The organism is Gemmatimonadota bacterium, from assembly GCA_041390125.1.
In the GTDB taxonomy this organism is placed as follows: domain Bacteria; phylum Gemmatimonadota; class Gemmatimonadetes; order Longimicrobiales; family Gaopeijiaceae; genus JAGQIF01.
In genome coordinates this window covers 96,096-108,049 of the sequence record JAWKQN010000006.1, presented here as the reverse complement: position 1 = coordinate 108,049, position 11,954 = coordinate 96,096, and the positions used below count along the sequence as shown (strand labels likewise).

Below are 11,954 nucleotides of genomic sequence, written 5' to 3'. Positions count from 1 at the left end.
GATGGAGACGATGAATACGATTTCAACCATGATCCGCTACGGATTCGCCCTGGCGCTGCTGGCGCCCGCGGTGGCCTGTTCCGACGTGCTGTCCTTGGACGTCGAAGCCCCGGGCCGCATCGCGGATGGGGACCTGAACACCCGGGACGCGGTGCCGGGCATCGTGGCCGGGATGTCGTATGACCTGACCCAGTCCATCGACGGCTCGCTGCAGAACGTCCTGCTGGCGTCCGGCGAGCTCTGGCACGGCGGAAGCTACGACTTCGGGACCTACCCGAGAGGCGAGCTCACCGACACGCCGGCGGACTGGGACGGCGAGTACGGGACGCTGCAGCAGGCGCGCTGGGTTGCGGAGGACGGCCTGCGCCGGATCTCCACCCTGCTGGAGCCGTCCGAGTACGAGCGCAACGCCGACGTGGCGCGCGCCTACCTGTTGGCGGGGTTCGCCAACCGGACGCTGGGTGAGTGGCAATGCACGAGCACCATCGATGGCGGACCCGAGGTGCCCAACAGCGAGCACTTCGTGCGCGCGGATTCACTGTTCACACGCGCCATCGCCGTGGGTGGGGCCGCCAACCAGGCCGCGATCGTCAACGCCGCCTACGGGGGCCGCGCCTCCGTGCGCGCGTGGCTGGGCAACTGGGGCCAGGCGGTCGCGGACGCGCAGCAGGTGCCGGCGGACTTCGAGTACGACGCCGTCTATAGCACCGCCGTCGGGGCCGTGAGCAACGACCTGGTCTTCGAGACCTACAGCCGCAAGGAGTTCACGGTCTTCAACACCATGTGGGAGACCAACGACCCGGACGATCCGCGCGTGCCGTGGCGGATCGTGTTCGACAACAACGGCCAGGTGTCCAAGGGGCAGGACGGGGAGACGGATTTCTATCAGCAGCTCAAGCTGCAGACAGAAGACGACGACCTCGCGCTGACCAAGGGAACCGAGATGCTGGTGCTGAGGGCGGAAGCGGCGCTACGCGATGGCGACATCGCGGGAATGACGGCGCTCCTCAATGACGCCCGGGATGAATTCGGCATGACGGCCCTGACGGAGCCGGCCACCGAGGCCGAAGCCTGGGCGCTGCTCCGGATGGAGCGCGCCGCCACCCTGTGGCTGGAAGGCCGCCGCCTCTGGGACCTGCGTCGGTGGGAGCAGGCCGGCGGCGTCGTGGCCGATCCGTTCTCGGCCGGTCGCGACACCTGCTTCCCGATCTCGGAGCAGGAGCAGCGGGTCAATCCCAACCTGTGACCGCAAGCGGTCACGGCGTGTAGCAGACGCGGGGGCGGCCGATCCGGCCGCCCCCGCCGTCGCAACCGCCCCCCGTGGATCGTTGCAGCGGGGGGGCGAACCGAGGAGCAGGAGAGCCAAGGATGCAGCGTTCGTTCGTGCGTAGGACGGCGGTGGGCGTGCTGCTCGCGGGCAGCGTGGGAGCCTGTCAGACCTTCGTGCCCGTGGATGCGCGTGCCGTGTCCGAAGGCACGGCGGTGCGCGTGACGCTCACGCCGGAGGAGGCCGCCCGTCAGGCGGAGGCCATCGGCGAGCTCACGCAGCGGGTCGAAGGGAGGGTGACAGCCGCCGAGAACGGCTCGGCCGGCCTGCCGCTCACGATCCCCAGTCGGGGCAGCACCCCCGCGTCCACGGCGCGCTTCAACACCTTCGTGTCGGTGCCGTGGGACGGCATCCGCACCGTGGAGGAGAAGCGCTTCAGCTGGGCCCGGACCGGGCTGCTGGCCGCGGTAGGCGCGGTCGCGACCGTCGTGATCCTGTCCGTGACCGAGGGCAGCAGTGAAGGTGGCCCCGGTGAGGGGCCCGGCGAGAACTCGGACCTGCGGATCCCCCTCTTCACGCTCCACCGCTAGGACAGGATCCAGCGGTGCCGGTCGGGGCGAGCCGTATGCGTGCCCGGCCGGGTCCCGTCCTCCGTGGCGTCGGGGATCTCACCGCCGCGTGCGCGGTACAGGCGCAGTGCCCGGTCCGGTGGGGATGCCCCGGGGCCGCAGGCAGCATAGGTTTCCAGCGGGTAGGTGCCGCGTCTCCAGCGGATGGATGAATGCCCAGGTCCCAGGGCGACAACTCCGGACCCACCCCTCTCGCCGAGACGGAGAACCGTCGTAGCGAACGGGCCACGCACGCCCTGTTGGCGTTCCTCGTGGTCCTCCTCCTGGCGCTGGGCCTGGTTCCGGTCCAGCTCTCCAAGCGGCTGACGCCCTTCGCGGACCTGGTGGGCGAGATCTACGAGCCCGCCCAGGAGCTGGCCTGGCAGTTCCACGTCGCGCAGGTGCGGGCGTTCTCCCGCGTGCAGGCGTTCCAGCAGACCCAGAGCGCGGTCGAGCGGCGCCGTATCCGCGACGCCTACGAGAACGAGCGGGCCACCGCCGCGGCGCGCTTCCAGGAGCTGCAGCAGCTCCTCGAGGTCCGGTTGCCCGAGCAGCTCGGTCAGCCCGACGAGCAGCTCGAGTTGCGCCTCACCGAGCTGTGGGACCGCGCCGAGGACTGGCACCTCCACCACCTGCCGCTCCTGGCGGGCGACATCGGCCTGCAGGAGTGGTTGCCGCGGGTGGGGACGGAGCAGTCGCACTACGACGGCCTCCTCAACGCCTCGCAACGGCTGAACGAGGCCTTCGGCGAGCGGGTCGCGGCCTACCGGTCCCAGGTGGCGCAATCGGACGCCCTGCAGCAGCGGATCACCTCCGGCCTGGTCATCGCGGGGCTGTTCGCAGCATTGCTGGCCATCGCCGCCGTGGGTCTGGTGGCCGGCCGCCTGCGCCGACTCGCGCGGGAGGCGGACGGACGGCGGGGAGACGCGGTGCTCGCACGCCGCGAGACGGACGCGGTGCTGCGCGCCACCGCCGACGGCGTGCTGGGAATGGACCTGGATGGACGCTGCACGTTCATCAACCGCGCCGCCGCCGAGATGTTGGGCCGACCGCCGCGCAGCGTGCTCGGCATGGATCTGGACGAGCTGGCCTTCGGCGACGGGGTCGATTCGCCCCACCTGTTCCGCAAGGCGCTGGACTCGGGCAACGCCTCCTTCACCACGGACGCCGAGCTGCAGCGCAAGGACGGCTCCTGGTTCCCCGCCAAGATCTCCTGCCGTCCCATGATCGACGGCCGCGAGGTACGCGGCGCGGTGCTGAGCTTCGTGGACCTGACGGAGATCCGGGAGGCCGAGAGCGCGCTGCGCGAAGCCGTGCGGGCCCGGGACGAGATCGTGGGCGTGGTCTCGCACGACCTGCGCAACCCGGTCGGCACCATCTACATCGCCGCGGATCTGCTGCTGGAGGTGCCGCTCCCGGAGGACAAGCGACGCGAGCAGCTCGTCGTCATCAAGCGACAGGCCAAGCACATGGAGGAGCTCATCCGCGACCTCCTCGACATCTCCCGCATCGAGACCGGTACGCTGCCCGTCCATCCCACGCCCAGCCCCGTGGGCCCGATGATGGAGGATGCGCTCGCCCAGGCGCGCTCGCTCGCGAGCCAGAAGGGCATCGTCATCGAGCAACACGTGGAGGGCGTGCTCCCGCACGTCAACGCAGACCGCAACCGCGTGCTGCAGGTGTTCTCCAACCTGCTGGGCAACGCGATCAAGTTCACGCCGGAAGGCGGCCGCATCCGGATCCGGAGCGCGACGGGGGACGGCGAGGTGGTCTTCGAGGTCGCCGACACCGGCGTGGGGATCCCGCCGGAGCAGATCGACCGCATCTTCGACCGTTTCTGGCAGCTGTCGGAGGGACACGGTGGCGCCGGGCTGGGACTCTCCATCGCCAAGGGCATCGTGGAGGCGCACCAGGGCCGCATCTGGGTGGAGAGCACACCCGGGGAAGGGACCCGCTTCCTGTTCACGCTGCCGGCGATCGCCGGGACGGTGCCCCAGGTGCCGTCCGGCGCGCTCTTCGGAGGTGTGCCGGGGGTGGGGGGCGTGCAGTAGCGCGGAAGCCCCTCGGTCGGGCCCTCGACCGCTACCGCGGGGCCGCGCCCGCGGATTCCCGCCGCGCCGCCCAGTCCAGCAGCCGCTCCACCTCGTTCGTGGTGAAGCGCGTGACCCCCGCCGCGGCCAGACGCTCGGCGTCGGCCGGGTCGTTCACCGTCCAGACCGCGAGCGGCACCCCCGCGGCGCGCACCTGCTCGGTGACGGCCGCTTCGGCGAGGACGATCCGCCAGTCCGGGTCCAGCAGCGCACGCGGCCGTTCCCGCACGTGCGCCAGCGCCGGCGCGTAGCGCTCGGCCGCCTCGACGATGTAGCCCACCCAGGCGTCCGGGGCGCGCGCCTGGATGCGGTCGAGCGCATCCCAATCCATGGAGATGAACACGGTGCGCGTGATCAGGCCGCGCTCCTCGACCTCGGCCAGGATCCGGTCCACCTCCGCCGGGGTCGCGCCCCGCTTGATCTCGGGATAGAGCCGGTGCGCGCGGGGTCCGACCGCGTCCAGGACCGCGCCGAGCGTCGGCAAGGGCTCGCCGGCGAACTCGGGGGCGAACCAGCTGCCGGCGTCCAACCGACCGAGCGCGGCGGCGGTCTGCGCATCCACCCGACCCCGGCCGTTGGTGGTGCGCTCCAGGGTCTCGTCGTGGACGACCATGGGGACGCCGTCGGCGGACCGCTGGATGTCCCACTCGAGCGCGGTCGCACCGGCCTCCAACGCCCGCTCCAGCGCGGAGCGCGTGTTCTCGGGGGCGCGCGCCGAGTAGCCCCGGTGCGCGATGATCTCGACGCTCACCCCTGCGTGGGCCGCGATGCGGATCCGGACGAGAGGGGCGGACGGACCGTCCCTCCACTGGCGAGCTGGCGCTCGAACTCCGCGCCTTCCTTCAGGCGATGCACGTCCGCTTCCATGGCCTCCAGCTGGCTCTCCAGCAGGGCGCAGCGCCGCTCCAGGAGCGCCAGGGCCTCATCGCGGCCCTTGCCCTCGAAGAACCGGGAGAGGGCCTCGACCGTGGGCTTCAACGCGAAGCGGGCCGTCAGGCCGATCACCGGCACGAGCACGATGCTGATGCCGAGGATGACCGCGACGAGGCTGGTGAGGTCGACCGGTAGGATCTGCATGGGACCCGAACACTCCCTCCAGGGACAGGTGCGCACCCGAGCGCGGAATCCGTCCGCCCGCCCTCCGCGTGACACGCCGGAGGCTGCCAGGACGTAGGGCAACCCGTCAAGGGTGGGGAAGGGCTGTCGGAGACACCGAAGCCGGGGGTGGACTTCCAACCATCGGGCCCTTCCGCCTGTCCCATACGTCGAGACCGGACCGGGGGATTCGCTACTGGACGTGCGGCCGAACGCCGTCAGCGACGAGGAGCGGGACGTCACCCGGGCACGGGACGGCGACCCGGAGGCCTTCGAGCGCCTGTATCGGTGCTCGGTGGCGCGCGTCTTCGGGCTGGCCTGCCGCCTCGCCGGTGAAGAGCACGCCGAGGATCTCACGCAGGAGGTCTTCGTGCGGGCCTGGGAGAAGCTGCCGACGTTCCAGGGGCGCTCCCGCTTCGGGACCTGGCTGCACCGCCTGGCGGTCAACCACATCCTGGGGCGGCGGGAGCAGCTGGCCCGGCGTCGACGCCACGATGGCGGAGCGGTGGACGGGGACCGGACGCCCGGTCGCCGGGTTTCGGTGGGACTGGCGATCGACCTCGAGCGGGCGATCGACACGCTGCCCCAGGGGGCGCGGCAGGTGTTCGTGCTGTACGATGTCGAGGGCTGGACACACGAGGAGATCGCGGGGCAGATGAGCATCTCGGTGGGAACCTCCAAGTCGCAGCTGCACCGGGCGAGGATGATGCTCCGGGAATGGCTGGGAGGGCGCGCATGAGCCACGTCACGGACCTGCTGTCCGAGCACATGGCCGGCACGCTTCCTCCCGCCCAGGCGAGCGCGGTCGCGGCCCACCTGCGCGGGTGCGCCGAGTGTCGCGAGGTCCTGGCGGACCTGGAGCTCATCCGCGCGCGCGCCAGCGCGTTGCCGCCGCTGGAGCCACCGCGCGATCTGTGGCCCGAGCTGCGCGCGCGTCTGGCGCCGCGGGCTCCCGAGCCCGTGGTGCCGCTGCGCCCGCGGCGCGCCCAGCTCCGTCTGTCCATCCCGCAGGCGCTGGCGGCCTCGTTGGCCTTCCTGGTCACCGGCGGGCTCGGCACCTGGGTCGCGTTCGGCCGCTCCGCACCCGACGGCACGCGCGCGGCCGCGCCCACGCCCGTGCTGCAGTCCGCCCCGGCGGCCGTTCCGGTTTCCGTGGACGCGGCCGCGCCGCCCGAGCTGTCCGAGGAGCTGGCCCGGCTGGAGGCCGCGCTGGCGGGCGCCGAGGACATCCTCGCGCCGGAGACCCTGCGCGTGGTGCGGCGCAACCTCGAGGTGATCGACCGGGCCATCGCCGAGAGCCAGGCCGCGCTCGCCGACGACCCGTCCGACGACTACCTGCGCTCGCACCTGGAGGGGACCTACCGGCGCAAGGTGCGCTACCTCGAGGCTGCCCTGACGGTGAGCTCCTGACGTGAGCGCCGTGCTGACGGCGGGTCTGCTGGGGGTCGCGCTGCTGGTCTCCGGCCCCGCCGATACGGTCCTGCGCGTCGAGCGCGGGGAGCATGTTCTGCTCAGCGACGTCGGGGGCGTGGTCCACGTGGACGGCACGGAGGGCAGGGAGCTGGAGGTCGTCGTCGATGGCGGTCGTCCCACCGGAGGCAGCGTGCGCGTGAGCCGGTCGGGCAACGAGATCCGCATCCGGGGGGCCGCCCGCGGCCACTCGGCGGACGTGCCCCGCGACTACCGCGTGCGCGTGCCGCGGTGGATGACGCTCCGGATCACCGGGAACGAGGCGGAGGTCGAGGTGCGGGGCCTGAGGTCGGAGGCCGAGATCCGCGTCCAGGAAGGGGACGTGCGGGTGCACGACCACGATGGGGATCTGACGGTGCGGGCCCTGGATGGAGGCGTCTGGATCGAGGACGTGCGCGGCCGGATCCAGGTGGACGCTCCGGACAACGAGATCCGGGTCCGGCGCGCCGTCGGTGACTTCGTGCTGAACAGCGTGGACGGGGACATCGACCTGCGCGACGTGCGGGCCGGCAGTGTCGAGGTGGCCACGATCGACGGCGACATCGGGTTCGAGGGGACGCTGGAGCCCGGGGGTCGATCCGCGCTGACCACGCACGATGGTGACATCGCGCTCGCGCTGGAGCGGGACGCGTCCGTGGATGTGCGGGCGCTGGCGCGGGATGGGAGCTTCAGCTCCACCTTCCCGGTGGAGGTGCGGCGCATGAGGGGCGGGACGGAGGTGGAGTTCCGGCTCGGGGCAGGGGAAGCCTCGCTCCGGGTCGAAACCTTCGATGGAGACGTTCGCGTACGGCTTCGGGGGGAGAGCGACCGGGAGGGGCGCGACCGCGGGGACCGGACCAACCACAGCCAGAGGCTGAGCCGAGGAGGGGGACGATGAGGAGATCGATCGGGACGACCGTGCTGCTGGGCGTGGCGTTGATGGGAAGTGTGTGGCTCCTGCGCGAGAGCGCGCTGGGCACGCGCGCGCTCTGGGCCGCGGACCGCGTCTCTCACGCCGCGTTCTCCGTGGCGGAGCGCGTCTTCCATCGCGGCGACGGTGCAGCGCACGAAGCGCACGTGGTCTACGAGGTCCGGGAGCAGGCCCGCGAACGGGGCGCGCCGGAAGAGGCCGAGTTCGCGTGGAGCGGCCGCCTCGACCAGGGAGACGTGGTGGAGGTGCGTGGGCTGAACGGGAAGATCCGCGCGCAGGCCACCGACGGATCGGAGGTCGAGGTGCACGCCATCAAGCGCAGTCGGAGCGGCGACGTCTCGGACGTGCGCGTCGAGGTGCGCGAGCATGCCGGTGGCATCACGGTGTGCGCCGTCTACGACACCTGGGACGGCTGTGACGACGGCAACCGCAGGGGCGGTCGCAACCGGGACGTCCAGGTCGAGTTCGACATCCAGGTCCCGGACGGCGTGCGCTTCTCCGCCGCGTCGGTCAACGGCGGCATCGAGGTCGAAGGCGGGATCGACGACGTGGAGGCGAGCGCCGTCAACGGCAGCGTCGAGATCGAGTCCGAGGGCAGCCTGCGCGCCGAGAGCGTGAACGGGTCGGTCCGCGCCCGCCTGCTCGGCGCCGCCCTCTCGGGGCCCGTGCACGTGAGCACCGTCAACGGAGCTGTCGAGCTGGATCTGCCGGACGAGGCCAACGCCGATCTCGAGGCCACCTGGGTGAACGGAAGCTTCGCCTCCGACCTGCCCGTGACGCTGCAGTCCAAGGGCAAGCGCAACGCCCGCGGCTTGCTCGGTGCCGGCGGCGAGCGCGTCGAGGTCGAGACGGTCAACGGTCGGATCCGCATCCACTGAGCGTCGAGGGGAGAGCATCGATGGGGGACTGGAGAAGGGGAGGGCTGCTCGCCCTGGCCGCGGGCCTGACGGCCTCCATGCCGCTTGTTGCGCAGGAGAGCTACACGTTGGGCGGGCCGGAGGTGGCCATCTACAACCTCGCCGGCCGCGCGGAGATCGTGCGCGGGAGCGGCTCGGAGGTCCGGGTGACCCTCGTGCGCGGAGGCCGCGACGCGGACGAGCTGCAGGTGGAGTCCGGCCGCGTGGACGGACGCGAGACGCTGCGGGTGCTCTACCCGGACGACAACATCATCTACGACGGGCGTCGGCGGGGGAGCACGGATGTGCGCGTCCGCGACGACGGGACCTTCTACGACGAGGGCCGCGGCGGTCGCCGCGTGCGGGTACGCTCGTCCGGACGCGGTCTCGAGGCCTGGGTCGACCTGCGGGTGGAGGTGCCGGCGGGGCGGGACGTGGCCCTGTTCGTGGCCGTGGGGGACGTCACGGCGGACGGGCTGGAGGGAGGCCTCCATGTGGACGTGGGCGCCGCGGAGGTGCAGGTGGACGACCACACCGGCGCGTTGAGCATCGACACCGGGTCGGGTGCCGTGCAGATCCGGTCGGTGCGCGGAGACGTGGTGGTCGACACCGGGTCGGGGTCGGTCGACCTCGAGGGCGTCTCGGGCACCCGCGTGGACATCGACACGGGGTCCGGCACGATCCGGGGCAGCAGCGTGGAGACGCGCTCGGCTCGCTTCGACACCGGATCGGGCTCGGTCACCATGGAAGCGCTGGCGGCCAGCGATGTCGTGGTCGACACCGGGAGTGGCTCCATCCGTCTGGACCTGACCACGGACGTGGAGCGGCTCGAGGTGGACACGGGATCGGGTGGCGTCACGGTGACGCTCCCCGAGGACGCCGGCGCCGAGCTCGAGCTCGACACCGGCAGCGGGGGCATCGACATCGAATTCCCCATCCGCATCACGCGGTCCGAGCGCGACTACCTCAGGGGTGTGCTCGGCGACGGGGACGGGTCCATCCAGATCGACACCGGCAGCGGCGGCATCCGCATCCAACGCCGCTGAACCGGCAGGTTCGGTCGCAGGAACACGAACGGCCCCGGTGGCGTCGCCACCGGGGCCGTGGTGCATCCGGCGGTGTCGTCCGCCGGAACCCTCCTCAGGCGAGGATCACATCGCCTTCATGATGGGGATGCGCACCTCGGTGTTCTCCCAATGGAGCACCAGCTCCACGTGTCCGCTGCCGTGGTCGTCGAAGCGGTACGTCAGCGTCTCGGCGTGGTCGGCCGCGCCGGTGGCGGTCACCCGGCCCGAGCCCACGTCCGCGGACGTGACGCCGTCGTTGATCGGGATGCCCCAGCGCTCCACCTGGCGGTTCACGTGGATCTCCCACTGGCTCTCGCCGGGCACGGCCCAGAGCGAATACGAGCCGGGCTCCACCCGCACGCCGGCGATGGTCGCCGCGAACGGGAGGTGGATGGAGGTGGCCTCGTTGGCGCCCATGCGCCAGGGGGTGCCGTGGGGAACCGCTTCACCCCCGATCATCGTGCGGCCACGCGCGGACGGCGCGCCGTAGCAGAGCTGAACGGTCTCGCCCTCCACCTGGACGGTGGCCGTACGGAGCGGGCTCGGACGCTCGGCGGCGGCGGCCCGATCTCCGCGGACGAAGCACTCCTGCGCTCCCAGCGCGGGGACGGCGAACGCGCTCAGCGCGAGCGCGAGGGCCGCGGCGGCGGGACGGACCATCATGGGACCTCCTGAACGGGATGGTGGAACCGGGGTGGCACCCGGGATCGGCGCTTGAACACGGAAGCCCGCGTCAGGGTTCCGCGGTCTGCGGCTCGTCCCTGTGGCGGTCGCCGGGCGGGAAGGGGAGGGCGGGGGAGGGCCGCGACCGCGGCCCGCGCCCTCAACCCCGGTCGACGCGGAACGCGGGAGGAGACTCCACGGATCGCCCCAGCACCAGGTCCCGGAGCAGGGCGGCGGTCAGGGGGGCGAGGAGGATCCCATTGCGGAAATGGCCGGTGGCGTAGAAGAGGCCTTCGGTGGCCGGGTCCGGACCCAGGTACGGCAGCCCGTCCGGGGTGCCGGGCCGGAAGCCCTGCCATTCCTCGTCCAGGGGCAGCCCGGCCAGGTCGGGCAGGGCGGCGACGGCGCCGGCGAGCAGCGCGGCCGAGGCGCGCGGATCGGGGCTGCGGTCGAAGCCGGCGTCCTCCATCGTGGCCCCCACCAGGATGCGGCCGCCGCGCGGGACCAGGTAGACGGTGCCCGTGTCCAGGATCCGCTCGGGCAACGGACCCGGCGGGCGGAGCGCGATCATACGGCCGCGGACCGGACGGACGGCCAGCCCCGGATGGACGCCCTCGAGCTGGCCGGACCAGGCGCCGGCAGCCACCACCACCCGTGGCGTGGGGAGCAGGCGCCCGTCGAGGAGGTGCACGCCCTGGATGCGGCCGTGCTGGATGTGCAGGCTCCGGGCCTCCGCCCGCTCCACCCGGACCCCGACACGCAGCGCGGCGGCCTCGAGCGCGGGGCCCACCCTCCGGTTGTCGACGTGGGCGTCCTCGAGATGGAGGGCGGCCCCTCGCACCGCCTCCGCGAGCCCGGGCTCCCGCGCCCGCGCGGTCGCGGCGTCCAGCCATTCGACCGCATGTCCGGACCGGGCGAGCGCCCGGACCCCTTCGCGCAGGGCTTCGGCGCGGGGCTCGTCGAGCGCCAGCACCATCCGGCCGCCGGCGCGGAAGTCCACGCTCCGCTCCGCGTCCGCCTCCAGCTCCCGCGCCCAGAGCGGCCAGGCCCGGTGGCTCGCCAGGACGAGCTCGCGGAACGGGCCCTCCTCGGATTCGCCCAGCGGGATCAGCATCCCGGCTGCGGCCCAGGAGGATTCGGCCCCGGGCCGGTCACGCTCCACCAGCGTGACGGTCAGCCCTTCGTTGGCCAGCGCCCGGGCCACGGCCAGGCCCACGATGCCCCCGCCCACCACCACCAGGTCCGGGGCGGCGCCCGGCGCCGAGGACCTGTTAGGTTGGTCCGCCATGAACGATCTGGAGCTCCGCTTCCGGCACCGCGTGCCCGTCCGCTTCCGGGACATCGACCTGGGAGGTCATGCCCACCATTCCGTGGCCCTAATGTATTTCGAGGAGGCCCGAGCGGCGTATTGGCGCGACGTGGTGGGTCGTCCCCGTCTCGAGGACATCGACTACATCCTCGCCGAGGCCACCGTCCGCTACCGGCAGCGCGTGCTCTACCCCGACCTGCTGGACGTGGGCGTGGGGGTGGTCCGGCTGGGGAAGAAGCACTTCGAGATGGCCTACGAGGTCCGCTCGTCCTCCGGCGAGGTGCTGGTGACGGGACGATCGATCCAGGTCATGTACGACTACGCGGCGGGCCGGAGCATGCGCATGCCGGACGAGATGCGGGCCCGCATCCAGGCGTTCGAGGGGGCGGGGCTGGAGGGGCCCGACGCCGATGGGGCGGGCGCGTCGTAAGCGCCGGGGCTGCCCGGCGTAGGTGCCCCACGGAGTGGCCTGGTTGACCGGCACGTCCGGGGCACCCTAGGTTCGGGCCCTTCGATCGCACGGCAGCCCGTGGGGACCCTCCGTCCCTGCACGGGTTACTGTGTTTCAAGCTGCAAGGA

At 72.3% G+C, this 11,954-nt stretch carries 13 protein-coding genes; 9 read left to right on the top strand and 4 right to left on the bottom strand.

The annotated features are described in order from the left end of the window. Window positions 1–10: 10 nt before the first annotated feature. The 3 genes from R3E98_06980 to R3E98_06970 all read left to right on the top strand — a co-directional run bounded on the left by R3E98_06980 (window position 11) and on the right by R3E98_06970 (window position 3,926). Window positions 11–1,246, top strand: coding sequence for a RagB/SusD family nutrient uptake outer membrane protein (locus R3E98_06980; GenBank protein MEZ4423133.1), 1,236 nt, complete (start codon window positions 11–13; stop codon window positions 1,244–1,246). 122 nt (window positions 1,247–1,368) lie between these two features. Next, window positions 1,369–1,857, top strand: a complete 489-nt coding sequence (locus R3E98_06975; protein MEZ4423132.1) for a hypothetical protein — start codon at window positions 1,369–1,371, stop codon at window positions 1,855–1,857. Between the two features lie 191 nt (window positions 1,858–2,048). Beyond that, window positions 2,049–3,926, top strand: a complete 1,878-nt coding sequence (locus tag R3E98_06970) for a PAS domain-containing sensor histidine kinase (GenBank protein MEZ4423131.1) — start codon at window positions 2,049–2,051, stop codon at window positions 3,924–3,926. A 31-nt stretch (window positions 3,927–3,957) separates the two neighbouring features. Here the strand turns inward: R3E98_06970 and R3E98_06965 are convergent, their stop codons facing one another. Further along, the gene (locus R3E98_06965) at window positions 3,958–4,716 is read right to left on the bottom strand and encodes a glycerophosphodiester phosphodiesterase family protein (GenBank protein MEZ4423130.1); all 759 of its coding nucleotides are present in this window, start codon (window positions 4,714–4,716) and stop codon (window positions 3,958–3,960) included. Beyond that, window positions 4,713–5,042 carry a hypothetical protein gene (locus tag R3E98_06960; protein ID MEZ4423129.1) on the bottom strand — a complete coding sequence of 110 codons (330 nt, stop codon included), beginning with the start codon at window positions 5,040–5,042 and terminating at the stop codon, window positions 4,713–4,715. The genes R3E98_06965 and R3E98_06960 overlap by 4 nt, the downstream gene beginning before the upstream one ends. A gap of 220 nt (window positions 5,043–5,262) precedes the next feature. Here R3E98_06960 and R3E98_06955 point away from each other — a divergent pair, with 220 nt between their 5' ends. The 5 genes from R3E98_06955 to R3E98_06935 are packed head-to-tail and all read left to right on the top strand — an operon-like array spanning window position 5,263 to window position 9,382. Next, complete coding sequence (locus R3E98_06955; protein ID MEZ4423128.1) at window positions 5,263–5,799, top strand: RNA polymerase sigma factor; 537 nt, start codon at window positions 5,263–5,265, stop codon at window positions 5,797–5,799. Then, window positions 5,796–6,470 carry a zf-HC2 domain-containing protein gene (locus R3E98_06950; GenBank protein ID MEZ4423127.1) on the top strand — a complete coding sequence of 225 codons (675 nt, stop codon included), beginning with the start codon at window positions 5,796–5,798 and terminating at the stop codon, window positions 6,468–6,470. Before R3E98_06955 ends, R3E98_06950 begins: the two co-directional genes overlap by 4 nt. Window position 6,471: 1 nt before the next feature. Beyond that, window positions 6,472–7,407, top strand: coding sequence for a DUF4097 family beta strand repeat-containing protein (locus R3E98_06945; protein ID MEZ4423126.1), 936 nt, complete (start codon window positions 6,472–6,474; stop codon window positions 7,405–7,407). Next, window positions 7,404–8,318 carry a DUF4097 family beta strand repeat-containing protein gene (locus R3E98_06940; GenBank protein MEZ4423125.1) on the top strand — a complete coding sequence of 305 codons (915 nt, stop codon included), beginning with the start codon at window positions 7,404–7,406 and terminating at the stop codon, window positions 8,316–8,318. Before R3E98_06945 ends, R3E98_06940 begins: the two co-directional genes overlap by 4 nt. Before the next feature lie 20 nt (window positions 8,319–8,338). Further along, window positions 8,339–9,382 carry a DUF4097 family beta strand repeat-containing protein gene (locus tag R3E98_06935; GenBank protein ID MEZ4423124.1) on the top strand — a complete coding sequence of 348 codons (1,044 nt, stop codon included), beginning with the start codon at window positions 8,339–8,341 and terminating at the stop codon, window positions 9,380–9,382. Window positions 9,383–9,487: 105 nt separating this feature from the next. Here R3E98_06935 and R3E98_06930 read toward each other — a convergent pair whose 3' ends face one another. Continuing rightward, entirely contained in the window at window positions 9,488–10,066 is a 579-nt protein-coding gene (locus tag R3E98_06930) for a DUF2911 domain-containing protein (protein ID MEZ4423123.1), read from the bottom strand. Window positions 10,067–10,226: 160 nt separating this feature from the next. Next, complete coding sequence (gene thiO / locus R3E98_06925; GenBank protein ID MEZ4423122.1) at window positions 10,227–11,354, bottom strand: glycine oxidase ThiO; 1,128 nt, start codon at window positions 11,352–11,354, stop codon at window positions 10,227–10,229. Here thiO and R3E98_06920 point away from each other — a divergent pair. Beyond that, complete coding sequence (locus R3E98_06920) at window positions 11,353–11,805, top strand: thioesterase family protein (GenBank protein MEZ4423121.1); 453 nt, start codon at window positions 11,353–11,355, stop codon at window positions 11,803–11,805. The two genes, thiO and R3E98_06920, sit on opposite strands and share 2 nt — an antisense overlap. The last annotated feature ends 149 nt before the right edge of the window (window positions 11,806–11,954 follow it).

What these genes read in the sequence shown, in the direction of transcription:
- R3E98_06980 (MEZ4423133.1), top strand. Translation starts at nt 11, where the DNA reads ATGAATACGATTTCAACCATGATCCGCTACGGATTCGCCCTGGCGCTG.
- R3E98_06975 (MEZ4423132.1), top strand. Translation starts at nt 1,369, where the DNA reads ATGCAGCGTTCGTTCGTGCGTAGGACGGCGGTGGGCGTGCTGCTCGCG.
- R3E98_06970 (MEZ4423131.1), top strand. Translation starts at nt 2,049, where the DNA reads ATGCCCAGGTCCCAGGGCGACAACTCCGGACCCACCCCTCTCGCCGAG.
- R3E98_06960 (MEZ4423129.1), bottom strand. Translation starts at nt 5,042, where the DNA reads ATGCAGATCCTACCGGTCGACCTCACCAGCCTCGTCGCGGTCATCCTC.
- R3E98_06950 (MEZ4423127.1), top strand. Translation starts at nt 5,796, where the DNA reads ATGAGCCACGTCACGGACCTGCTGTCCGAGCACATGGCCGGCACGCTT.
- R3E98_06940 (MEZ4423125.1), top strand. Translation starts at nt 7,404, where the DNA reads ATGAGGAGATCGATCGGGACGACCGTGCTGCTGGGCGTGGCGTTGATG.
- R3E98_06935 (MEZ4423124.1), top strand. Translation starts at nt 8,339, where the DNA reads ATGGGGGACTGGAGAAGGGGAGGGCTGCTCGCCCTGGCCGCGGGCCTG.
- R3E98_06930 (MEZ4423123.1), bottom strand. Translation starts at nt 10,066, where the DNA reads ATGATGGTCCGTCCCGCCGCCGCGGCCCTCGCGCTCGCGCTGAGCGCG.
- R3E98_06920 (MEZ4423121.1), top strand. Translation starts at nt 11,353, where the DNA reads ATGAACGATCTGGAGCTCCGCTTCCGGCACCGCGTGCCCGTCCGCTTC.
- thiO (MEZ4423122.1), bottom strand. Translation starts at nt 11,354, where the DNA reads ATGGCGGACCAACCTAACAGGTCCTCGGCGCCGGGCGCCGCCCCGGAC.